25 protein-coding genes are annotated in these 22,287 nt (G+C 44.1%); 3 read left to right on the top strand and 22 right to left on the bottom strand.

The features are described 5' to 3' along the window. Positions 1 to 66: 66 nt before the first annotated feature. Positions 67 to 1,431 carry a uracil/xanthine transporter gene (locus H509_RS26380; RefSeq protein ID WP_084159346.1) on the bottom strand — a complete coding sequence of 455 codons (1,365 nt, stop codon included), beginning with the start codon at positions 1,429 to 1,431 and terminating at the stop codon, positions 67 to 69. 116 nt (positions 1,432 to 1,547) lie between these two features. Here H509_RS26380 and H509_RS27880 point away from each other — a divergent pair, with 116 nt between their 5' ends. Further along, positions 1,548 to 1,694 carry a hypothetical protein gene (locus tag H509_RS27880; protein WP_157277903.1) on the top strand — a complete coding sequence of 49 codons (147 nt, stop codon included), beginning with the start codon at positions 1,548 to 1,550 and terminating at the stop codon, positions 1,692 to 1,694. 211 nt (positions 1,695 to 1,905) lie between these two features. Here the strand turns inward: H509_RS27880 and H509_RS0122470 are convergent, their stop codons facing one another. The 19 genes from H509_RS0122470 to H509_RS0122380 form a co-directional block, all read right to left on the bottom strand. After that, positions 1,906 to 2,358, bottom strand: coding sequence for an ArpU family phage packaging/lysis transcriptional regulator (locus H509_RS0122470; protein WP_028547050.1), 453 nt, complete (start codon positions 2,356 to 2,358; stop codon positions 1,906 to 1,908). Positions 2,359 to 2,575: 217 nt separating this feature from the next. Next, entirely contained in the window at positions 2,576 to 3,025 is a 450-nt protein-coding gene (locus tag H509_RS0122465; protein ID WP_028547049.1) for a phage holin family protein, read from the bottom strand. A 176-nt stretch (positions 3,026 to 3,201) separates the two neighbouring features. Beyond that, positions 3,202 to 3,348, bottom strand: a complete 147-nt coding sequence (locus H509_RS26375; RefSeq protein ID WP_036698609.1) for an XkdX family protein — start codon at positions 3,346 to 3,348, stop codon at positions 3,202 to 3,204. 153 nt (positions 3,349 to 3,501) lie between these two features. Then, complete coding sequence (locus H509_RS26970) at positions 3,502 to 3,873, bottom strand: hypothetical protein (protein WP_028547048.1); 372 nt, start codon at positions 3,871 to 3,873, stop codon at positions 3,502 to 3,504. Between the two features lie 12 nt (positions 3,874 to 3,885). After that, entirely contained in the window at positions 3,886 to 6,378 is a 2,493-nt protein-coding gene (locus H509_RS0122450; protein ID WP_028547047.1) for a hypothetical protein, read from the bottom strand. A 69-nt stretch (positions 6,379 to 6,447) separates the two neighbouring features. After that, entirely contained in the window at positions 6,448 to 8,901 is a 2,454-nt protein-coding gene (locus H509_RS0122445) for a hypothetical protein (RefSeq protein ID WP_028547046.1), read from the bottom strand. 1 nt (position 8,902) lies between these two features. After that, positions 8,903 to 9,262: a hypothetical protein gene (locus H509_RS0122440; protein WP_028547045.1), complete on the bottom strand. Its 360-nt coding sequence runs from the start codon at positions 9,260 to 9,262 to the stop codon at positions 8,903 to 8,905. 208 nt (positions 9,263 to 9,470) lie between these two features. After that, a complete protein-coding gene (locus H509_RS26365) occupies positions 9,471 to 10,136 on the bottom strand; it encodes a putative phage tail protein (protein WP_051287526.1) in 666 nt (221 codons plus the stop codon). Next, entirely contained in the window at positions 10,133 to 11,188 is a 1,056-nt protein-coding gene (locus H509_RS0122430) for a baseplate J/gp47 family protein (protein WP_028547044.1), read from the bottom strand. Before H509_RS0122430 ends, H509_RS26365 begins: the two co-directional genes overlap by 4 nt. Beyond that, positions 11,181 to 11,609, bottom strand: coding sequence for a DUF2634 domain-containing protein (locus H509_RS0122425; protein WP_028547043.1), 429 nt, complete (start codon positions 11,607 to 11,609; stop codon positions 11,181 to 11,183). The genes H509_RS0122430 and H509_RS0122425 overlap by 8 nt, the downstream gene beginning before the upstream one ends. Beyond that, positions 11,609 to 11,869: a DUF2577 family protein gene (locus H509_RS0122420; protein ID WP_028547042.1), complete on the bottom strand. Its 261-nt coding sequence runs from the start codon at positions 11,867 to 11,869 to the stop codon at positions 11,609 to 11,611. The genes H509_RS0122425 and H509_RS0122420 overlap by 1 nt, the downstream gene beginning before the upstream one ends. A gap of 12 nt (positions 11,870 to 11,881) precedes the next feature. Beyond that, positions 11,882 to 12,865: an XkdQ/YqbQ family protein gene (locus H509_RS0122415; RefSeq protein WP_028547041.1), complete on the bottom strand. Its 984-nt coding sequence runs from the start codon at positions 12,863 to 12,865 to the stop codon at positions 11,882 to 11,884. 15 nt (positions 12,866 to 12,880) lie between these two features. Beyond that, a complete protein-coding gene (locus H509_RS26965; protein ID WP_051287525.1) occupies positions 12,881 to 13,558 on the bottom strand; it encodes a phage baseplate protein in 678 nt (225 codons plus the stop codon). Between the two features lie 15 nt (positions 13,559 to 13,573). Continuing rightward, entirely contained in the window at positions 13,574 to 15,685 is a 2,112-nt protein-coding gene (locus tag H509_RS0122405) for a phage tail protein (RefSeq protein WP_028547040.1), read from the bottom strand. 14 nt (positions 15,686 to 15,699) lie between these two features. Next, complete coding sequence (locus H509_RS28085; RefSeq protein WP_169450994.1) at positions 15,700 to 15,864, bottom strand: hypothetical protein; 165 nt, start codon at positions 15,862 to 15,864, stop codon at positions 15,700 to 15,702. A 20-nt stretch (positions 15,865 to 15,884) separates the two neighbouring features. Then, positions 15,885 to 16,307 (bottom strand): phage tail assembly chaperone, encoded by a 423-nt coding sequence (locus tag H509_RS0122395; protein ID WP_036698602.1) that lies wholly within the window; start codon positions 16,305 to 16,307, stop codon positions 15,885 to 15,887. A gap of 92 nt (positions 16,308 to 16,399) precedes the next feature. Continuing rightward, positions 16,400 to 16,840 (bottom strand): phage tail tube protein, encoded by a 441-nt coding sequence (locus tag H509_RS0122390; RefSeq protein ID WP_028547038.1) that lies wholly within the window; start codon positions 16,838 to 16,840, stop codon positions 16,400 to 16,402. A 116-nt stretch (positions 16,841 to 16,956) separates the two neighbouring features. After that, positions 16,957 to 18,024, bottom strand: coding sequence for a phage tail sheath subtilisin-like domain-containing protein (locus H509_RS0122385; RefSeq protein WP_028547037.1), 1,068 nt, complete (start codon positions 18,022 to 18,024; stop codon positions 16,957 to 16,959). 3 nt (positions 18,025 to 18,027) lie between these two features. Next, on the bottom strand, positions 18,028 to 18,426 hold the full coding sequence (locus H509_RS0122380) for a hypothetical protein (RefSeq protein WP_157277901.1): 399 nt from the start codon (positions 18,424 to 18,426) through the stop codon (positions 18,028 to 18,030). 540 nt (positions 18,427 to 18,966) lie between these two features. On the opposite strand from H509_RS0122380, the gene H509_RS28265 reads away from it, so the two are divergent. Then, on the top strand, positions 18,967 to 19,119 hold the full coding sequence (locus H509_RS28265) for a hypothetical protein (RefSeq protein ID WP_157277899.1): 153 nt from the start codon (positions 18,967 to 18,969) through the stop codon (positions 19,117 to 19,119). An 832-nt stretch (positions 19,120 to 19,951) separates the two neighbouring features. Next, positions 19,952 to 20,251, top strand: coding sequence for a transposase (locus H509_RS27870; RefSeq protein ID WP_028547034.1), 300 nt, complete (start codon positions 19,952 to 19,954; stop codon positions 20,249 to 20,251). Between the two features lie 123 nt (positions 20,252 to 20,374). On the opposite strand, the gene H509_RS0122360 is transcribed toward H509_RS27870, so the two are convergent. Together H509_RS0122360 and H509_RS0122355 are read right to left on the bottom strand one after the other, a co-directional pair. Further along, complete coding sequence (locus tag H509_RS0122360; protein ID WP_028547033.1) at positions 20,375 to 21,451, bottom strand: Gfo/Idh/MocA family protein; 1,077 nt, start codon at positions 21,449 to 21,451, stop codon at positions 20,375 to 20,377. Between the two features lie 91 nt (positions 21,452 to 21,542). After that, on the bottom strand, positions 21,543 to 22,265 hold the full coding sequence (locus H509_RS0122355) for a ThuA domain-containing protein (protein ID WP_028547032.1): 723 nt from the start codon (positions 22,263 to 22,265) through the stop codon (positions 21,543 to 21,545). Between the last annotated feature and the right edge of the window lie 22 nt (positions 22,266 to 22,287).

Here is a 22,287-nt window from a genome sequence, read left to right as displayed (position 1 = left end):
AGAACGAGTACCCTACACCACTGTAAGGGAATTCTACTCACTCTGGCTTTATATTAAGGCTGCCTGTTACGCACTTACCTGATTTTCAGCAGCGGGAGCAGCAGCTTGCGCAGACTGCTTGCCATCTGCGCGATCCTGCTCTTCAATGCGATCCCACGGCACGATTCGATCAAATATTAACGTAATCATCATGCCGAGCAGCAAACCATTTGAAATCAACGGACGAATGAGCGCCGGAAATTGGACCCATACGGTGTTTGGAAACGTCATCCACGCCAATCCGATAAAGAGCGGGAGTGCTACACGGTAAATCGAACGGCTCGTAAACGATATCCCCTCTAGTTGTTTAAGTGATGCGCCCAGCATACTTAAATAAGCAACAAACAGTACCGCATTGCCGACGGTGAGCGGTAACGCAGAGAACATTTCTGCTAACTGCGGTACAAAGCCAAACACCATCATCATGATCGCACCAATAAGATATGGAAGTCGATTTAAGATTCGTGACGCTTGCAAAAATCCAATTGAAGACGCAAACGTGGAATACGGAACAACACCAAACAAGCCTGCCAGCATATGCATAATACCAGTAACAACAAAAGCTCCACTATATTGTCGTGGGGTCGCTTCTGTACGATAAATGACAGCCGCACCTTTTAAAGTAGCCATCGAATTGGCCATGTTCAACAGACCTGTCACATAAGCGACTCCAATAACACCTAAGTTAAGGCTATGTTCCGTCGGGCTTCCCCACGTGAACAGCTTCCATAGGCTGCCGCCATCTTCCATCGGCTGTACACGTGCATCAAATAGTAAGGCATATGCAATCCACCCTACTATAATCCCAATTAAAACCGAGAAGTTACGCAGCTTCTTCGGTCCAAATAAATTAAACAACAACAAAAATACGATAATCGCAAAACTAAGCAGTGCAATATTAGGGGATATTTCTGTACTGTCGTTTAGCCCAAGCATCCCTTTCGAAAAAATAATCATAAGCTGCGAGCCAATAAGGAGCAAAATAACAAACATAACATTCGGGTTAAACCAAGGTCTTAATTTATCAGCCACACCAAGCAGCCCAAGCAATATGATCGTGATACCCGCCAGTACGATCCCTACAGCCAAGCTAGCCCCTAACTCAGGCAGTGTGATGCCCATTGTGGGTGCAGAGGCACACAAGCTGATAATAACGCCCCACCATAAGCCGGCTTGTCCTTCCATTAGCACCCATTTATGCCCCCATAACACCTGCATCAAACAAGCGGCGCCTGTTAAGATAAATGATCGCTGCATCATTAATGCTACATCACCCGCACCTAGCTCAAATGCATGGCCGATGGTCAGCGGGATCACAATTGTATTCGCAAACATAAAAAATAACCATTGAATACCGGCGAGCGCCGTCTTCAAGGTTCCTTGCCGTTCCATGATAAATCACCCTTCCACTTCTACCTAGACGTTTCATCATTATGTCACAGGTAAAAGTACGAAACAACAAGGTTGAGCACCCATATGAGACAGCTAAGGGCTAATAATGCCCACTTATGAGCCATTCTATCGTATTCTCTGTGCCTTACGATCCTATCGGCTTGATGGCGCTGACTGAGTATGGAAATGGGAACCGGTGCACCTATGCTGCCCTCACCATATGGAGCATCGTATTTCTGAATATTGGGGATATTTATCCTTAGAGAGGAACGACTACAACATATAGTTGGTTATCAAATACATCCATTCAATTAAGCAGCGCTTAAGATGAAGCACTTCATCATCTAACAATCGGAGGATACTTCCTTTAAGTGGGAATAATCAAGAGGGTAATGAGCGATGCTGCACAAGACCGGACGGTTCATATGAAGCCGGTCTGTGCGGACGCGTTATTCTATAAGTTGCACGAGCGTATTATGTAACGACAAATACCTGCACATTAAGTGAAATCGCTAGCTTAGATACAGCCCTCCACTTTAACTTGTAGTAACTATATTCCGTTAGCGGAGGATCAAAGGTGAAGTTGTACACCTGATAATCATACACATCGTCATCCTTCAAGTATCGATCTGTAATCAATTGGCGTTCCTTCTCCGGAAGCCTTGATACAGCCTTCTCAACACGTTCGCAATAAGCACGCATCTTCTCCGGTATATCAACGTTATCCGCAGCAATATCTCCCGTCTGATCAGAGATACGGTTCGTCTCTCCATGCACTCGCGCAGTATAAGAAGATGTAAGTCTGGTTTCCCTTACTTCGTAACCGATCTGCTTGTACATGCGATACTTCTCAAATACCGCTTCAACATTTCTACGTGTGGCTTCTTTGTCCATCTCTGGAAGGTCAAAAAATACGTCACATAGCATCAAAACACCGCCTTGTTCACTTCTGTAATGTCCGTAGTTAGATTGATTTGCTGGATCTTGGAGCAGAGTAGGTCATACCTAACCTCTCTCCTGAATAAGAAGAAACAGTCAGCCCCTCGGACGAGAGGCTGCAAATGAGGAGAAGTAAGTCATGATAGTGGCCCTGTTCTTATTATATAGGAACATACGTTCTTATTCAAGAGGGTTGTTTAGGATTTTATTTATTTCTTCGTTTATGCTGTGGCTTATTACGTAGAAGGTTGCGAGGATTGTCGCCCTTTCCCTGTAAAATGGCGATGGCTTGTCTAATCGCGGGTGGGATGGGTGCGCCCATGCTGCCTCCATTTTCAACGATAGATAGCAGTTCGTTTGCGATGTAAAAAAAGGCGATCATCTCCCTGAACATATGGGCATCGCCCAAAATACTGTCTACCAGATGACCGACCGATACCATAGCAAACATGTACGCTTTTCTGGCTATTCCTATTAATCCCGTTCGACTCACCAGTTTCCCTGCAAATGCTGCGGCCGCTACTCCTGATACATAATCAATGCATGCAAGTGCTGCCAGTACACCAATGACGGATGACGTCTCGCCAAACAAATAAGCTATCGTGCTGGATACAGCCGCCAAGATCCACTTAATAAGGATATCGAACCGCTCCATGTTCCTATGCCTCCTTAAATGAATATAAGCTTGTACATGACATTTGCCATGCACAAGCTCAGTTGCTTCCGTGTGACAAGTTGTCTGGCTATTGCAGCATTATGTTTTGGTGGAATCATGATTAGACTTGTTTGTTAGTATCTCTTTGTGAAACCACTCCATCATTGTGAGTCTAACTAAACGGCTTCAAATGCAATGCCAGTAATATCAGCATATTGTTCAGGGGTGATTTCACCAGACGGATTTGCATTTGTCTTCACTGCCCGACGTAATATTTCGGCGTTGATCCAGTTGAGGTTGTAGGCATGTTTCCAAAATTCCATGCGTGTTGCTCCTTTCATATCGTTATGTGTTTCCATAAATTTATTCTTTAAATAGAGTTCTTTATACTCTGTCTACAAGATTACTAAATTACTAGATTAGAAAATTGAAGCCATTACTGGCAGCAACTTTTTGCACATTCCCATACCTAACGGTTAGCTGTGCTTTGCCTGCACCAGTTCATTTTTAAGAGCTTGAATCTCATTTTGCTGCTGCATAGCTTTCAACTTTAATTGCGCCAATTCTCGTCCGATAACCTCTGTATCCGTCATTGTTGAAACATTATTTTGCAGCACATCAATTTCCTTTTGGTCCATACCCTCCACCCATTTAGCAAGTTCAAAATCCCAGCGTGGCTTATATAAGCCTGGTGGCACTTCGACAGCAACGGTGTGACCAATTAAGACCTGTTGTTCAGCACTTTCGACTTCTGATCCCATGATAGGAAAAACGCCTGTCACGGAATCCGCAACAAGCGTTGGTTCGACGTAGAAACCGTCAAGATTGATTTGTATTGCCTCTTTCATTGCGTATCCTCCTTATTGTTCGGCTCTGAATGAAGAACTGATAACTGTTTTGCTTGTCCCTCCATTATGGTCCACGTACACTGCGCCGCTTAATCCTATTGAAATTGAAGCAGCAATCCAAGTGGTGCCATTCCACGAAATCGCAGGGAGTTGTAGTGCACGGTCAGGACGGTATCCTTTTGGAAGGATAAAGGCTATAGTACTATTATTACTGCCTGTAATACTACCTAATAACCGAACAACTCCTACGTCATCCTTGTAATAACCTACTGGGTTGTCATGAGTCCAACCGTTAATTAACGAAGGAATAATCCATTGTGGCGCAACCTTCTCCGCCTTCTGTGTTTCAACTACGCTTAACCTTCGCTCCGCATCCGCTGCCCACTGAACAATATCCTTAACTGTACCTGTTAGGTTAGGCGCTATACTTATGTTGATCGGTGCAGACAGCACAGGGTCTAGCATCGTATAAGTAACAAAATAGACCGCGGTAGCGTCGTAATTAAACTTTGAAAATTGAGGTCTGATTTTACCATAACTTCCGCCAGCCCACGTAATATGCTTATAATCTGGACAATTATTTTTATAAATTCCGAGTAAAGTATCGGGACGATGCTTAAACCACGTTTCAGGATAGTAAAACTCATTCGATTGAAAATAATCACCTATTAGCTTGAAATTCGACTTTTCTCGAATCACGATGCCACTGCCCACTTCTACCATGTTCCAACCTTGTTCTAGTGTAAGACCCGTTTCATAATTAATAACTGATTCTGCGGTTTGATTCGCCTTCAAGTACTGGAGTTTATAAGGCCTCCAATTTAAAGTTATTGGTGCTTGAGTTGTCGGTACACTGGTTTTACCCCCATCTCCCAATGTACCATCTATTTGCCTATACCCCCAATCTTTTTGACCATCGCCATTGTATGGGGCGTTTGTTGCATCACCAAATTTAAACATGCGCCAGCCAAGGAAATATGCTTTGATTTCGTCTGCTGTCGGTGTATAGGCGTCTCCCCAACCGCTATCTGCGTTAGAGATTGTTAGGTAAAATCTCGTGCCACCACCATCCGAACACCTGTCTGGCGCATTAGTCGGTCCAGTTACCAGCATAGTACCATCATATTTAGATACTCTCAGATTAATGTTCCCAACAACGTTGTTTACGAGTATTTTCTCAGCGCTCACTCGTACATATCCCGTGAAACGCTCAGGTTCATACGTAAACGAGCCATCTAGTGTAACCTTCTTCCACTTTTCTAACACATACGGCAAACCATTGTTCCCTATATACAGTAAATCAGGATTTGATCCGTCTATCAGATTGGCAGCTAGATCAACCTCAGCTGCCCACATGCTACGAGACAGTGGCACAAATGGCTTCCTTTTGTCTCCATGAATGAGCATGGGGTATCTGAACGAACAGTTATACACTGCTTCCTTGCCATTTGAAATATACAAGTATACTTTTGTATGTTTGCCTGTATTGAACGTTAAGAACTGGCTTTTTGTATAGTCGGCTATAAGTGACGTTACTCCATCATCCACCGCTAACATACCCGAATGTTCGGCGCTAAACGTATAAACTGTATTTGGTAAGACACTAACTCCAACCCGTGTAAATGCATTGATCTGCTTAGGCCTCAACTCTAATTCATAGGGGGTGTTAGTGCTATAATTCCCTGCTGCCGCCGATGACGGTTCCCACTCTGTAAAAGGTGGCAATAAGTTACCCGATGTAACGTATGCATAAGGATTCTTAACGTTTGTAAGACCATTTACATAAGGATACTTTATTGCCACTTGCTCGGACGGCAACGTAGCCAAGAGATCATAATCTGCTTGCGAAATCTCGTAGACTCGAATGTTACGCACACTGTACTTTTCCCCTGCTTTAAGCGCTCTCGCAAAAAATGAAACTATGTTTTGATCGCTTTTATTAGCTTTCAGACGTGAATAATATAGTTTATATTCCGTATCCACAGGAAATTCAAAACTAAAGAACCCAGGAACATCTATACCTACAACATTGCCTGCAACACCTTTGGCTTCATATAAAAATATATAACAGGCACCACTATTGAAGCTGTACTTATCCTTGGTTGAGAAAGCAGCAAAACTATTTTGCACTGCTGACATTTCGATCCCATTCTCATTGGCTACAATGGTCGACTGATATGTCTGGTATCTGTTCACATTGTCACAGCTTCCTGCATACCCTAGCAAGTTAATCAGTGTCCGTCCTCTGATTTCTTTCATCTTAAATGGAGTATCGCGTGCAGCATTAACCAACTGAAGCCCCTCTTTTAACACAATAGGCACTTCAGGTACTTCTTTAAGCTCAGGCTTAATAACATCGGAGATTTCTTTTTGAATATGATCATTTCCTGCACGAAGGTTACCAATCGAACTGTCGATTGTCTCCCACTGCTCGTTAAAATGTTCCCTGCGGACATAATCATTTGAATCAAACTTTATTAAACCGTTCGGCAATTTATGAGCCATGTTCAACCTCCTATTCCATACATAGATATAATTTACAGAATCCTACTTCATAAATCGTCAACTGATCCATCATTGTTCTGTTAAAAAGGAAACTCCATTCAAACTAATAAATGTGCTAGCACCTCGATTTATCGAAACTTTTCCCTCAGCAGATATATCAATGCCTGATACTACATCACTCACACCGTTACTTGACAAAAGAATGATGGTAATTGTATTTTTGGGCCTATACCCCTTAGGCAAGCGGAATAACTCTCCAAATGCTCCTGATTTAACAGCACCCTTCATACGAATTATTCCATTACAATCTTTAAAATAGCTAGGAGCCCCGTAAATATTTACATTGTACGCGAGCCAACCATTTATTAATGTGGGGACAATCCAGTGAGGGGCTTCTCTTACTGACTGATTGTTCTCAAGTATACTTAAACGCTTTTCAACTCTACTCAGCCATTCATTTGCCCTCGAAACAGAACCGTGGAGATTAGTTACTAGACTTCCTCTGAAAACCGAGGATAAAGTTGGATTCGTCATCAGATATGTGGCACGATATTCTGCATTATGATCGAAATGATATTCGTAAATGTCAGCGTAGCTCTCTCCGTAACTTTGTGTTATGTCCTGAATTATGAACCAGTTCTTATCATTGCTATCATTCCTGTAAATCCCTTCAATATTATTGGACTTATACTTTAGAATGCTGTCAATCCCATATGCAACTGGAGCATTGATTCCATAAGTTCTTAATGCCGAGTTATAAGCAGGACTTACTTTTTCTCTAATTACAATTCCAGAACCAATCTCAACAAGATTTGTTCCCTTCATAAGCTTACTTCCGAGTTCATAACAATTTATCTGTTCTACAGTAGGACTGGATTTAGCATACTGTAACTGGAAAAATGTCCATTCTGGCGCGGGAACAGTAGGAACATTTACTCCAACGTCTTGCCACTCTCCATCAGTTCTATGGTATGCCCAAGCCTTTGTACCAACCCCATTAAAATCAATATTAGCGCTGCCACCTGCTACATACATCTTATAGCCCAGCAGGCATGCCATAATCTCATCTTTAGATGGGTTACTATAATTATCTCCCCAACCACTCAGCGAGTTAGGAATTGTTAAATTTAAATACACCCCGTTTCCCGCTATATCAAAACAATTTACTGCTTCTTGTGCTGATGGCGTATAAGATAGTAGTAATCCGTCAGGTCTATTTAAATATGCATGAGTTGGCCTATATCCAATATTAAGCGCTGTTCCTATTTCTTTATACCCTGTCTTACTAACAGATGTGAACCAACTGAGAGCTTGATCGAAAACTATTTTTTTCCAATGTTCGATCACGTATGGTTTTCCATCATTTCCTATATATAACTCATCCGGGCTACTCCCATCTACTGGATAGGAAGCCAGACTACACTCAGCAGCCCAAATACTTTGATGCTGTGGACAAAATGTACTTGCAAACGAACCATACGATAGCATTGGATTCATGAATTCAATTTTATTCGATGATGCTGCAACGTCTTTTCCCACTCTAACTGCTATATAATGAGTACCCTCAGTTACAGTTAAAGTGCCGCCAATTACTTCATCTCGTGATGTACCCGTTCCACGGCCCAATTGATAACTATTCAGCACTTGTTTTTTACAATTGTATGTTTGATATGCTAATTGGCCATCCCCTGTTACAGTACAACTAAAATGGAATACCTGGCCGGCTCGGACACGAATAAGTGGACTTACAGAAAAAATACTTTTTAAAGTGGATGTGATATGTAATGTATAGGGGCTTATAACTCTGTTCTCCAATCCACGAGACCAATCAACAAAGGAAGGGCACATATTGCCGCTTATAACTTTCTGGTACGGATTAAGGACATTCATCATTCCATTTACAAATGGATACAATCGACTAATCTCTTCAGATTGCAGCTTATTTTCAGTAACAAACTGATACTGGTCCGAGTTTATCTCATAGATTCGAATGTGATCTACATATCCGTGCATACCACTTTTTGCCCCATATACAGTTACGTGAACACCACTGAAATTGATCTTCTTCTTCCCCATTGTATGAAATGCAGAATACACCGTCTGAAAATCTTGGGTACTTGTAGCATCTACTGCAAACCATTCTGAACCTAGCTCAGTTTGGATTTGCGTCTGAAGGCGTATAAATTCCGCATTCCCATTTTTCACATCACCAACAAGTACATAGTATTTATCCACTTCTAAAGGAACAATTGTACTAATATCTCCATTTGCGTCACTTGGTAGAGAGACCTTAAATGAAGCTGATTCGACCGTACAGATTGTTTGCCAAGGTATCCATTCGGTAATTGCTTCACAAGCCCCTTTATTCCCCAACAAATTAATTAATGTCCGGCCTTGAATGCCCGACAACTTAAACAAAGAATCCTCCTCCGCCTCCACCACCTGAACGCCTGGCTTCAGTTCCAACGACACAGGCGGCTTTTCCACCAATGGAGTTCCGCCCTGCAACGGATACAAGCCCATCCTATCTCACCCCCACAACTTGAATCTTAGGTGTTCGGTCTGATATGATGTGCAGTTCCGTCGCACGTACGTTCAACGAATAGCCCATCCCTTCGGGTACCATGATGCTATCCGCTCCATCAACCGTTGCAGCGGCACCGATGTTGACGAAAATATCCCCTACTCCAAAGTTGTGAATATCAAACACTTCACACGTCCCCGTAAAAGTTAGTCGCGTGTTCACTCTTGCCTCCAACTTCATTCGTTTAACTTCCTTGGTTTCGTATCCGGTAGACTGCGAGGGGACTGTAAATCCGTTGGCACCTATAGACTTGACAGCCCCCGCCTTGTTGTTGGCATCCACAGGGAATGTAAATGGCATCGCGATCCCTCCTTCACTTCTTTTTTAATGAAATATTCCATAGCACTTCAGACAAATACACCTAGCATACATTCATACATTCAAGGCAAGGGCAGCATCCGATAAGCAGTTCCAATTTTGTACTGACTTGTCCCTATTCTGATGAATGCCCTCGCTTGAGCAATTGTCCACTGCCCTAACTACCAAGTTAGGGCGTTGCATAATTGTATCAAGGTTCCCCCATCGTCAATCCGACACTAGACCTAACGATAGGCTGACGATGATCCAACACTTCGGTTTGGTCCCAATCCAGTTGAAGATCATCGAAATCGTTCCAGTTTAATTGCAGATGATCCAAGTTCCCCCATGTTAAATAAGTAAATTCATATTCGATGTCCAAGTGCGCAGGAATGAGCGCTCGCAAACTGGCCTGTAGATCCGCCAGATTGGGCGGAATCCCCATTTTCCCGATAAAAGTAACGATTAGCTTGTACTCATGAGCCAGCTCACGAATGCTTACTTCGCCGTTGGAATACGATTCTGCTACGTTTTTGATGACGCCTGCTGTGACTGTACCGATGCCCCGCAACTTCGACTTTATGACCGCACGCCGTTGGTTGATCGGTTTGGCTGTGCTTGCAGGAATACCACAAAATCGTTCCCACAAGTCCAATCCATATGTAGCAGTATCTACATAAAATTGCCGCAGCAGTTCGTCTATATCGTCTTGTAATGCGCCGTAACGCTCTGCCTCCGCTTTCAGTAGTTGACTGTACAACGGTGATTCCAACATAAACTCAGGGATGGATTGCTGCATTTGTTCTATAATGACAGCTCGCTTGTCCCGTAATGATTCTGGACTTGAAGCAAGCCTTGTATTTTGCACACCGGTCATAACAACTTCACCGTCCCCAGTACCGCTACCTGATCCTCCTGTAGAACAAGATTATGGTTAGCACCATTCATCTTTAATTGGTCATAATCCAACACAGCAAGAGTATCCAGCAGTACATTGGCAATACGTGCAATTCTGACGACACGGTCCTTAAATGCTAGCTTATGCAAGTATTCCTTCATCCCCTGCTCAATCTGGGTACGTACTTGGTCCACACTTCCAGCTTCAGGCGTCAAGGAAATTTGAACCTCTACATGAACGGGCACTTCTATTGCCCCTGCAACGGTTACATCGGCACCAATCGGTCTCATCGTCTCAATGTGCTGACGTACTTCTGCAATCACTTCTGTGTCAGGAGCATGCTTATCAGTAGCAAGCACTACGATCTTCACCGTTCCAGGCCCTTGCCAGATCGGGAACACCTTGGCGTCTCCAATGCCAGGCACCTCTAGCGCCCATTGTAAATAATGATCCGCATTGCCGCTCGTTGCCGGATTACGTACTTTAGCAAGCAGACGTTGCAGCAGTTCACTATCTGGTTCCCCATCATACCCTCCAGAGGTCGGCGCAGCGTTAAATACCGACTGGACGCCTGGCAGTTCCGTAATTATGGTGTTAATAATACCCGCAGGTACATTGCCAGAGGATCCTGCTTCTAACGCCTTGACCGGTACTGATACTACTCCTGTATCGGCTACAAGCGCAGCGGCCTGCGAGCTGTACATCGTGCCATCCGTCGTGGCTACTGTTACACCTTTAGGGATGACTGCTCCCGTCTTGCCCTTAAACGTGACCATCCCGCGCGCCGCCTCTGAAGCTTTGCGCTTTAAGCCATGCTCGTCCGCACGCATGTCCAGATAACGGCCATAACTCGTTTCTGCAAAGCCGATCTCCAATACACGATCCAATTGGATATAAGCTTGCTCCAATTGCAGCGCTGATGGTGATAATACATCATACACAAAGGTGCCCTCACGCTTGGCTATATGGGGTAATTGAACCGTTGCTAACAACTCGTCTAGCAAATGCTCCCACGTCTTCTGTTCATACATCAACATTCACCTCCCCGTAGATCGTATTGACGGTAACGTTAATCCGCAGCTCATCGCCAACAAGCAGCACTTCTGGCTGTTCAACGCTAACGATATAAGGATTCACAAGCAGCGCCTCGCGTATATATCGTTCAGCCTCGCTCCGTTGAATAATCGAAGTAAATGCACTGCCAATAAGGGCCTCAAATTCACTGCCATAATTCCAACTGTATGCCGGATATCGGTAGCGCTCCGTTTTTAACGTTTTATAAATCCACACCCGCAACGCATCATTACCTGCCAACAGCAGCGGTTCACCGTTATGCATCACAAAATCGTTACACTCATAGTTCCAAGCATATTCTTGAAACAATGGAAGGTCTGTACCTTCATTACCGATCTGCCTCTGGTCTCCATCAATAAACGGAAATATGGAATCCATTATGGCCTCACCACCTTACCTAGTACGATAAATCGCTGCGAATCTTGCATAGGCATAATGGCCACTTGTGTACCTGGTGAAATATGCCTATCCAGGAGCGATTCAGTCACCCACAAATCCTCGGCACGGAGCACAATTCCCTCCACTCGTATTTGCAGTTTTGGTGAAGGTTCCAATACTTCACCAACCAGCATAAAAGGCGGATTGTACTTCGCCCCCTGCTCCCGAATGTAATCAACGAACCAGGACCATTGCGACATACACCAACCTCCTTACTCCGCTTCCGCTGTACGTTCGTCCATCATCTTACTAAATTGCAGTTCCAATTGAATGAGATGCTGCCCACTTTCAAAGGTGTGCGTATCACCACTCACAAAAAAGAGGCCAGTCCTCCCCAAAATGCCGTGGTTCATCATGACCATATGTCCCGTGATCATGTCCAATGCTTTAGGTTCGCCCAAAACTTGAGCGGAGGCTGTCCTCTGTATCCCTTTTTGATGCTCTTCAGCCAATGTGAGACTGTCTTTCTTTTCTTCTTTCTGCACAGTAGCCTGTAATTTACCGTATTTTTTGAGCCATTCTTCTTGTACAACCTGCTTTATTAATGTGCCATTTTCATCTGTAACTCGGACAGTGTTAATCATACTTTCGATATCCTCGTCGAACTGGGCTTCCAGCAAATTAGATGCAGAAGACAGCAGTCTGTCTGCAATCACCTCTCCTGACGACACCACTGTCACTTTCCCCTCTTTCATGCGGGGGATGTACAGCTTACGTGTCTTTTTCGAGAGCTGCGTGTAGGCGATCATAATTGCCTCATAAGCACTTTTTCCCATATGCACAAAACTAATAGGGAAGTCCGATTCTGGCAAATCACCAACTTGCACATGTAATTCCTTGCAGATCAGCTTCGCAATACTGTCAGCTGTCAGCTTCTCAAATTTCATTGAAATCGTCGACTTTAACAAGTAGATTAAACCATCATAAGCGGAATAAGCGATCTCATTTCCTGTAAGCGACTTGCCTTTACGAAAAACGTAGCCCCGAAACAGCTCACGGCCGTCCTCCCCATAGAGTGTCACCATTTCACCAAGATCGATCGGAGCATTGGCGATATAATAATCGTGATCGGATACGAGAACGGACCATTCCAGCTTTCGGGCTGCTTCACTCAAAGTGCCGCTCCAAGTCATGCGGGTAATAAGTTCTGTTATATTCGTCTTCTTACCATCGCGAGAGGTATGGATAAGCTTCATATATTCACCTCCCCCTTACTTCAAATAAATCTCTCTCCACTCATGGGTCGTTAGCCAAACGTCATCCAGCACCATCGTATTCGTTTTCTTCCCAATCCCCTTGTGCTCATTCAGCTCCTGAAGAAACTTAGCTTTCGCACCGCTGCCCCATATTTTCCGAGCAATCCAAAACCAGGTATCTCCTGGCATGACCCTATATTTAAGTGGAATCTGTTTCTCGTTCGGACGGGGCTGACCCTGCTGCTTCACTTGCCCTTTTGGAGCAGATACAGCACTCCCAGTTGTTAAGAAGCGATATTCTTTTAAATCTAGTGTAAATTGGACATCTTCTGGACCGTGCTTCTGTGAATAATTAAAATTTTCAATCGCCATCGCTTCATTAATGTTCAATCCCTGTCCTTGAATAATCAAACGTATCGGCTTGCCGCTGTCGCGCCATTTCTCAATCATCCGTATACATCGCTGTGGTGTAGGAAAGCTGCTGTACTGACATAAACCGTCATTGACGATTGGGAAATACGAGCTAAGTGATATCGCTTTTAATCGTCTCCTGCCAATAACGTTCGCTTCGCCCAAACTATGAATATTGACAGAGGTTAAAGTCGTACCTGTTTGCATTTCAAAGGTCTGCGGTGGAACCGGGAGCCTAAGATGCTCGGCTCCGTTTTGAAATGACAGCCAAAATTGGATCATGCTGCTTCACCTCTTTTAGACCATGTTAATCGCTGCACCCTCCAGTTCAGCACGCAGTACTTGGGCCCACTTGGCAAAATCGGCCTCTTCACGTGCCACTGGATGGTTTAAATTAATCGTAATACCACGACTTCCACTACGTCCGTTTCGATATTGATTTGCTTCTTGTGCGGTCAGCACTGCTTCATTTTTATGCAGCAGTGCTGGATAGTTATCCCGCGGAACCGTATGTAAGCCTGCCGCATGAGGTTTAGCTGGATTACTAGGAGAATCGGGAGGATCTCCACCGATCAGCCAATCAATCAGATTGCCAAACTTGTCGCCCACCCAGTTCACAATCTTTGAAATCCCATCCATAATAGGCTCTAATAGCCCCCATAAGATTTCAAGCATCGGCCGGAAGCTTTGGTTAAAGACAAACACAACGAGTCTAAACAAATCAATAATTCCATTAAAGATTGGTTCAAATATTCCCCACGCCGTTGATAAAATATCTTGAATAACCGGCCAAGCTTCCTGCCAAGTCTGCCATAAGGAATTAAACGTATCCAATATCGTATAGATGATAGGCTGTAGAAACTCGAATACCGCACCAATCGCCTCTTGAAAGATAGGCATATTTTCCTGAATCCATCCAAACACGCTTTGGAACAACGTTATAATCGGTGGCAGCAATGGGGTAATAAATTGTACCGCTTTTTCCACGACCTGCTGGATAATCGCGATCACGGGCTGGATTAAAGGAGTAACCCATTCAATAAAACGTTTCAGCTGAGACATGACAACGGGAAGCGCTTTTCCCGCAGCTGCGCCAATATTTGTCATGAAGTCAGCCGTCTTCTGCATAAACGGCATCAGTTTCTGCAACTCAGGAGCTAAATTTTTAATAAATTCATTTCCCATGCCAGCTAAGCCCGACTTAAACTTATTTTTAATGACCATGACCATCCCGCCAGCCGTTGACCCTAGTTTGTCAGAACCGCCGCTAAACATTTCGGTCAGTCCAATCCCCTGCTGCCCTTTTATTTTGCTCCAATCCCCATTTGCTCCTGCAAGCTGATTCGGATCGACCTCAAAGCCATAGTCTTTTATATCGTAAGCGACTTTCATGCCCGATTTGCCGATCTTTAATTCATTAAGCGCACCTAGTGCGTCCTCTAGTGATTTGGCCGGATTAACGGCTACCATATCTTTGGCCAAATTAAGCATTGCCATCGCTTGAGTCGAATCTCCAGCTGACATTTTTAAAGCAGAAGCTCCTGCCTTCAACATGTCGTCAGGGTCAAACGGAGAATTAGATATATTGCTATCAAGCATTTTAAGATAGGCGTCAGCTTCTTGCTGAACGGTTCCAGTTGGCTTCCCCGGCTGACTCGATGCCATGATGTGATTTATGGACATCCCTTGCCTTTCCCAGTCAAAAGCACTGTTCAGGGCGAAGCCAATCCCGTCTGTCAGCATCTTGTCAAACTTAATATTTTTTAGGAGAGAGTGAATTCCTTTGCCAATGCTAGCGATAGCAGACGCAGTAAGGTCTACTGCTTTAAAAAATATCGTGATCGGCTTTACCGATATTTGAGCAATTGCTTTTGATACTTTGGCAGTTTGCACAAAGAAAGGCGCAACTACCGCTTTAAAATAAATTTTCTTCGCATCTACTTGAAGGGCTAAATGGTCTTTTACCGACTGGAACGATTTGATCATTCGTAAAGCTGCTCTCGCAGAGCTGATTTTCAAAGATCCGAATACCGCTTGAAAGCTAGTTTTAACGTCCGCAAGTAAGGGATTCATTTCTCTCTCTATACCCATAAAAGCATAAAACAGATTTTGCACAAGAGGTGGGGCATCCATATCCATTTTCGAAATCTGTTGTAAATTTTTCGTCACAAGCGTCGCTTTTTTGGATATGGCATTCATTGCCGAAACACCCGCTTCTTTTAAAACTTCAAACGGTTTTTTCGCCTCTTCTTCTTTGCCTTGCATTTTTTTTAGCTCTGCTGTCATTGATTTTTGAGTCGAAACTATTTGTTTTCTAGCCCGCTCGAACGATTCGATCATGGCCGTTGACAGATCTTGATACTGCTTGGCCGTATCCTTGCTAAATTGCTTCGTTTTTCTGACACTCACCTATATTCACCCCCTTATAAAGCAGGCATCGTAATCCACACCTGTCCCGTTTTGGCCATCTTTTCCCGATCTTCCTGCTCCATCTCATAGAAAGCTCGGATCAGGTGTCGTTCTCCGGCAGGCATCGATTGAATAATAGAAGGCCGGATGCCTTTGCGACTCCAATAATAATAGAGCATCTCGCCATAGCCATCCGACCTTAGTCGTTTTTTAACTCTTCCATAGAGCCTTCGCCAAAGCCGGATAAGGAAGAAATCATATTATAAATTTGAGTAATTTCACCAGGCAGGAGCAGCTTGGAGGATTCCAGTAATTGCTTTGGCGTGGATACCCCGTATGCTTCAAGAAGTTGAGGGTCCTTTAAATTCGGTTCTACGACACCTTGCAAAACAGTAAACAACTGCACCCGACTAGCGCTAAAGCTTTCCAGTTCTCCCTTTTTACTGATCGACATTGAAATGTCCTGAATTTCCTCAAACTCGTCCATCGTTAGAGCCTGGCATTTAAACACAATCGGCTCTCCCGCTGCCTGACTTAGACGCTTTAACTCCACTTCTTTGAAAGGCCGATGCAGTTTTCCATTTCCCATTCCAAGCAATAAATCTATCGTTGATTTTCCCATAATTAAGCTCCTTTTCTTGTGTCCATTTATAAAAAGACGGTATACGTCGTACACCGCCTACATCTTGCTAGTTGCCAGAACTACTACTCCCACTAATCCACCTTTACGAAATCCTGAACGGTCCAATCCGTAAATGTAAACGGTGCTTCAATCTCGCCTTTTTTCTTCAGTTCCCAGTTCACTAGACTTAAGTCATTAAAGCAAGCATCTTTAATGGTGATAACTTCGCCACCGTCAGCAGCAGGATCTTTTAATTTGGACATAATCATAAACCGTGGATTAATACCTTTTTTGATCTGATCGCTCAGAAGAGTAATCATACGAGAATTTGCCTTATGCATCTTCAAGGTACCGGAGCCCTTGTAGCCCATAAATTTAGAATCCGTTGCAAACTTGCCTGCCAACGGAACGTCTTCCTTTTCAATCTCAATTTTGGCTTCCATTGAAAGGGCTTCAGCTACCAGCTTTCCATCCAGCCATACTTCCCCGAACGTACCAGACATTACTTTTTCCCCATGAAATGCAGTTGCCATATTAGTTTCCTCCCTTATCTTCACCTGACTCTGCTGCCCACAGCAGTTGCCATATCCATTTTGAGTATAAGTGTGCTGCTATACTGTGCTAAGATAATTTACTCCTGCAAACCAACTTACAAATAGACGGCAAGCTTCACATCTTCAATTGCATCAAGCGGTCGCTGAGTTGCCGTTAGAAATACCTGATCACGCGTATTTGCTTCTTTAATGTCCTGCTCCTTCATTTTAGCTACTTCTTCTGCCCCAAAAAGGGATTTTAAGTAGGTGCGCTGTGCAGCCATATCAACGGATACACTATTTTTACCTGGATCCAGTACACCCTCTTGTTCCAATACCTCGTAATAAGCATTAATTGCAGAAATAAGCAACAACTTATTCATGTAAGAGTTTTGTACTTTACCGATGTAGTGATCCTCGATGGTGTCTTTAATATCGTGATACGTCTTATTTAACACACGGACAACCTTAATCTTCTTCCAATCTGCACCCAGTGCCTCGGTTACCGTCTGGAACGAAGTTACGCCGCGCGCAATCTTTACTTTCTCACCGTCATGGTAAAGAATGAGCTTACCTGCATGAACCGCCGCATCTGCTTCCGCCTTCGTCAGCTTGGGTACGTTAGTCACTTCAGGCAGCACCTGGAAGGTTGGTGCAACCGTTAGCGGCAGCCCAGCGATCAGGCCTGCAATCCGCGCGGTGTACTGGCTTGCCGTATATTTCTTTGTGCCGACTTCAATATTGTCGGTTGCTAGGTTGACCACTGCCGGATGATCTGCGGCTGCATTGGGCAGCACTGCCATAATCCGACGCTCTTTATTGGCAAACATCGATTTAGCCCATGTAGAAAGTGCCGTCACATCAGCTTCTGCTGCACCTGGAAAAGCAACGACATTAAATTTCACCGTTTCCAGCAGATCAAATGCTTTATTATAGTCAGTTGCTGCAACTGGAATAACAACTAGCTTTACTTCCTTGGGCAGCCCCATCAATCCTTGCTCTACATATGCGCGATTATCCACACTTAGCCCCGCTGGAATCTCTTCGATCCCAAACACCTTATACTCCTTGGCTTCCGTAACACTGGAATCCTTTAGTACAAGCGCCAATGTCCCCGCGGCTCCTTGTGTTACCGCTCCTGATGCTTTCTGCTTAAATTCAATCGTTACGCTAGGCAATCCCATCGATTATTCCTCCTTGTAATGTACTAATATCTGTTTCACCTGATCGTACTGTTCTTGCGGCAGTTCCTCTTCCGCAGTTAATGTTACTCGGACAAATGTATCGTGCGCCCGAGTCCCTCCTTTGACGGAGACGAGGTCAAACACGTCCCCATCCATTCCACGCAGTTGTCTTTGTCTGGACAAATCACTGCGTATCCGTTCGGCTGCCCGTAGCTGCGACATGCCATCTGGCAATCCGTTTACAAGAGCAGGCACATAAATAATTTGCCATGAAGCAGCAGATGATAAGGTCCAAGCCCCTGATCTCTCGTCCTCTGCTTGCATAAGCTGCACCGCTATAGCAGGACGTACAGGTGATTCAGGACAACTTCCCACATACCAAGCAGAAACTTCGGGAAACAAGGAAGCCAACCTCCGTTGTAAAGCTTGATAACTTCGCTCCCACATCGTTTACTAGATTCACCTCCACTGCTGAACTCGCTTTTGAACAAAAAAAATCAAACCTAATACGAAGCACACCTATGAGAAGCGCTCAGCGCAATCGTTCCATTGTGGAACCCGTGTGTCGTTTACGTTTGATTTTCCTAATACCAATTTATCATGTTATCGTCCAAACGCTTGGTGATACGCCAATCAATAAAATACGAACATACGTTCCTTTTATATTGTCGTTTTATTGAACCAGCATTGTAGAGGCGTTGAATGATCGTTGAACCTTCTGTGCGATTACAAAGCCAATCTCGTTTATGCTTATATCGTCCTGGGAGGCAAAAACGTTCTACAAAAAAAGAAGCCTTGCACATATCGCAATGCTTCGCACTCGTTTAGGTTAATAACTGTACTTGCCAATAATCGCTGTAATTAAATGCAAAAAGAGACATCCTCGACTCTCTGTGTAAAATAGAAGTACGACCAACGACTCTACGCAGAGGAGAACAAGAAATGTCTCATACGTATACGTTAGGACAACAAATCAATTGGAACAATATCTTTCGACAATGGAAACTGCCGTTGTATTTTTCCAAATCAGCACTTAATTCTACCAAATATGTGACGTGGTTTGTTTCGACCATCACGCTTCACATGTTGTTCTGAATCGCAGATGGGGCAAGGTTGTTTATAGGCTACTTTTATTCAATTAAGTTATAATCCTTATATATTAAATCGGGAAGGTGGGTGCTTGAATATTCTAAGACTCCTTTTCTCTAAAGTGTTATCAGCCTCTATAACCTCTCTTATACTGTCTATTCTAATGTCATTATTTACAAATGATTTTTTAAGATCAATGTATATTTTCCTTCTATATGTTCCCCCGATTATTTTTATCTACGGTATCCTATTCTCGATTGCAGCAGACATTATTACTAAACAAATCAATAAATACCAATTGTTAGTATCATTTTTTGTCCATTTTGCAGGAGCGGCTATTATTCTCATTTGGGATTCATCTTTTGGAGGGTTTGCAATTATTGGTGCTGTGCTATTCTTTTTTATAGATCATCTATTTATTAAAAAGTGAGATGGCATGCCAAACAGAACCAAAGTCCGATATTTGTCATCATAGATGATACGGTATGTGAGAAAACAAAGCCTTCGTCACGGGCACGCCTATCCGTCCAAGGATCGTCGTATCACCATTCCCATTTCAAAGGTAAGCAAGTCTATGGTCATTATGTAGTTGAAACGATGCTTCGGTCCGGTGATAAGGTATAAAGCGGCTTGAAAACGAATCGCATCCTTTACCCGCAAGGGATTTGACAATCCATCAAAGAATTTGCTTCCTATATCTCGAAGTCAGATACCGATCTCGTTACCATCGGAGTAAAGAATTATCGAGTTTATCGATACGAAGGCAAGCTTTATTTCCTTGAGAATGGTGTCGTTCTTCTTTGCTGGGAAGATGGTGACGATTTCTCTCCCTCAAAATATGAAAGCATTTCTAAGCACAGATGTCGCATTAACCAATGCGCAAATAATGAGCTATTACAGTAAGCGTTGGTCGATTGAAACTTACTTTCGGACAGCCAAAGTCCATCTCGGTAGGGATCGATATCAAGTTCGATCCACGAAAGCGATTGACCGCTATTGGGCATTGCTCTTGTTTGTTTCCTTGTGCTGCACATACGGCGATATGGATGAAGCCTTATCGATGGGCTTCATCCATATCGCCGACAGCAGAGGCAACATTGGATTGAATATGTTAATCAATAAGCCCAAGCTGGTGTAACCCTTGCTCAAATCAAAACGCAGCTTCGAGCTGTACAGGGATACTAACAGTAATTTCGAACTTACAGATTGTTGAATCGATTATTGGCATGTACAACTAATAAGTTTTGTTTATACTAATTGCTCAACTGTTTTTCGTGTCCAGTCGTATCTCGCGTCCTTCTTTGGCGGAGCGGTACATCGCGTCAAGAATCCGAATCATATCGATGCCCTGATCTGGCGTAAAGTCCGGCTCTGCCACACCACGAATTACATCAACAAAGTGATTCACGTTCTCTTGATGTCCCCAACCGCCCGTCGGAACTTGCGGTAGTTGGTTTAGCGGCTCCCCCGCCATATCCGTAAACAGCTTAAACTCCTCGTTCTTTAAGCTGAAGCCAGCCTTAGTCCCGCGCATCTCCACGAACAGCTCGTCCTGCTCAATATGAGATGCCCAGCTTACTTCCACCTGCAGCGTAGCACCATTATCAAAACGAATAAAGCCGGTAGCCAGATCCTCAACATCATACGTGTTACCTTCGACTATGCGGGTCTCCCCTTTGATGTGTGTTTGACCAAAATGGCTGTATGTCGCTCCTGTTACAGAAACTGGCTTTGGATTGCCCATGAGCCATACAGCCAAGTCAATCATATGCACGCCAAGGTCAATAAGCGGGCCGCCGCCAGACATCGACTTCGTCGTAAACCAGCCGCCTTTACCTGGAATACCCTTGCGCCGCAGCCAACCGCAACGACCTGTATAAAGCTGCCCTGCCCCGCCATCTTGAATCCACTGCTTCAAAAAGCGGGAACGCGGCCGAAAACGATTGTTGCGCATCACCATCAGCACCTTACCTGATCGTGTCGCAGCTTCCTTCATGTTCATCGCTTCTTCTGGTGTAATCGCATCCGGCTTTTCACAGAACACATGGAAGCCACGCTCCAATGCCGCGATTGCTACAGTAGCGTGCAAATAGTTCGGCGAACATATATCAATGATGTCCAAATCCTCACGGTCCAACATTTCCTGCCATTCCGTGTACACACGAACTTGGCCTAGTTCATCTGCTACCTCACACGCGGATGGCTTATGAGGATCACATACCGCTACAATCTCGGTATAAGGATTAGCAACAAACGCTGGCATATGAGCGCCACGAAATATACCGCCTGTAGATACGACCCCCACACGAAGCGGCTTTATCGTAAGTTGTTCAGTCATCGTCAGGTCACTTCCCGTCTCTTCATAGTGAAGACGGCTCAATCACGTTATTCACATGTGAGCCGTACGTTATATACTTATATTAGGCCGATTAGTTCAACGGCTCAAGTGGCTGTGCATGACCATACGTTGGATAAGAACGTGTAGACGGCTTCGTCCATTCAACTGCATTACGAATGATACGCTGTACGTTCTCATTGTGGTACGTAGGATACGTTTCGTGTCCTGGACGGAAGTAGAACACTTTGCCCATCCCCCGCTTGTAACAACAGCCGCTGCGGAACACTTCTCCGCCAGTGAACCAACTTACAAGTACCAGCTCATCAGGCTGTGGGATATCAAAATGCTCGCCGTACATTTCTTCTTCAGGAAGCTCAAAATATTCGCCAATTCCCTCTACAATCGGATGCCCTGGAGATACAACCCACAGACGCTCCTTATCGTTCGCTTCACGCCATTTTAAATCACATGAAGTACCCATCAGCTTTTTGAAAATTTTTGAGAAATGACCTGAGTGTAATACGATTAAGCCCATTCCGTGCATCACGCGATTATACACACGCTCAACTACTTCGTCACTCACTTCACCGTGTGCCATATGGCCCCACCAGATTAACACGTCTGTTTCTTGCAGCACCTGCTCGGTCAGCCCATGCTCAGGCATGTCCAGCGTGGCATACTGCACACGATAGTCCGTTTCTAGTGGCTCACCGATTGCACCGTGGATACCTTTAGGATAAATGCTGGCAACAGTCGGATTGCGATGCTCATGGCGATATTCGTTCCATACGGTAACTGTTAATGGTTGTGTCATGATGATTTCTCTCCTTTAATAT

The sequence above is a fragment of the Paenibacillus taiwanensis DSM 18679 genome, assembly GCF_000425125.1.
In the GTDB taxonomy this organism is placed as follows: domain Bacteria; phylum Bacillota; class Bacilli; order Paenibacillales; family Paenibacillaceae; genus Paenibacillus_B; species Paenibacillus_B taiwanensis.
The sequence above is the reverse complement of the archived record's forward strand: the minus strand, read 5'-3'. Positions and strand labels throughout refer to the sequence as shown.

Coding starts and splice junctions, on each gene's coding strand:
- H509_RS26380 (WP_084159346.1), bottom strand. CDS start 1,431: ATGGAACGGCAAGGAACCTTGAAGACGGCGCTCGCCGGTATTCAATGG.
- H509_RS0122355 (WP_028547032.1), bottom strand. CDS start 22,265: ATGACACAACCATTAACAGTTACCGTATGGAACGAATATCGCCATGAG.
- H509_RS27880 (WP_157277903.1), top strand. CDS start 1,548: ATGAGCCATTCTATCGTATTCTCTGTGCCTTACGATCCTATCGGCTTG.
- H509_RS26970 (WP_028547048.1), bottom strand. CDS start 3,873: ATGAAAGAGGCAATACAAATCAATCTTGACGGTTTCTACGTCGAACCA.
- H509_RS0122415 (WP_028547041.1), bottom strand. CDS start 12,865: ATGAAGCTTATCCATACCTCTCGCGATGGTAAGAAGACGAATATAACA.
- H509_RS0122430 (WP_028547044.1), bottom strand. CDS start 11,188: ATGTATGAACAGAAGACGTGGGAGCATTTGCTAGACGAGTTGTTAGCA.
- H509_RS28265 (WP_157277899.1), top strand. CDS start 18,967: ATGTCTCATACGTATACGTTAGGACAACAAATCAATTGGAACAATATC.
- H509_RS0122465 (WP_028547049.1), bottom strand. CDS start 3,025: ATGGAGCGGTTCGATATCCTTATTAAGTGGATCTTGGCGGCTGTATCC.
- H509_RS0122440 (WP_028547045.1), bottom strand. CDS start 9,262: ATGCCATTTACATTCCCTGTGGATGCCAACAACAAGGCGGGGGCTGTC.
- H509_RS0122390 (WP_028547038.1), bottom strand. CDS start 16,840: ATGGCAACTGCATTTCATGGGGAAAAAGTAATGTCTGGTACGTTCGGG.
- H509_RS0122360 (WP_028547033.1), bottom strand. CDS start 21,451: ATGACTGAACAACTTACGATAAAGCCGCTTCGTGTGGGGGTCGTATCT.
- H509_RS0122445 (WP_028547046.1), bottom strand. CDS start 8,901: ATGGGCTTGTATCCGTTGCAGGGCGGAACTCCATTGGTGGAAAAGCCG.
- H509_RS0122470 (WP_028547050.1), bottom strand. CDS start 2,358: ATGCTATGTGACGTATTTTTTGACCTTCCAGAGATGGACAAAGAAGCC.
- H509_RS28085 (WP_169450994.1), bottom strand. CDS start 15,864: ATGCTCTATTATTATTGGAGTCGCAAAGGCATCCGGCCTTCTATTATT.
- H509_RS26375 (WP_036698609.1), bottom strand. CDS start 3,348: ATGGAATTTTGGAAACATGCCTACAACCTCAACTGGATCAACGCCGAA.
- H509_RS0122420 (WP_028547042.1), bottom strand. CDS start 11,869: ATGTCGCAATGGTCCTGGTTCGTTGATTACATTCGGGAGCAGGGGGCG.
- H509_RS27870 (WP_028547034.1), top strand. CDS start 19,952: ATGAAAGCATTTCTAAGCACAGATGTCGCATTAACCAATGCGCAAATA.
- H509_RS0122395 (WP_036698602.1), bottom strand. CDS start 16,307: ATGGGAAAATCAACGATAGATTTATTGCTTGGAATGGGAAATGGAAAA.
- H509_RS26965 (WP_051287525.1), bottom strand. CDS start 13,558: ATGATCCAATTTTGGCTGTCATTTCAAAACGGAGCCGAGCATCTTAGG.
- H509_RS0122425 (WP_028547043.1), bottom strand. CDS start 11,609: ATGGATTCCATATTTCCGTTTATTGATGGAGACCAGAGGCAGATCGGT.
- H509_RS26365 (WP_051287526.1), bottom strand. CDS start 10,136: ATGACCGGTGTGCAAAATACAAGGCTTGCTTCAAGTCCAGAATCATTA.
- H509_RS0122385 (WP_028547037.1), bottom strand. CDS start 18,024: ATGGGATTGCCTAGCGTAACGATTGAATTTAAGCAGAAAGCATCAGGA.
- H509_RS0122450 (WP_028547047.1), bottom strand. CDS start 6,378: ATGGCTCATAAATTGCCGAACGGTTTAATAAAGTTTGATTCAAATGAT.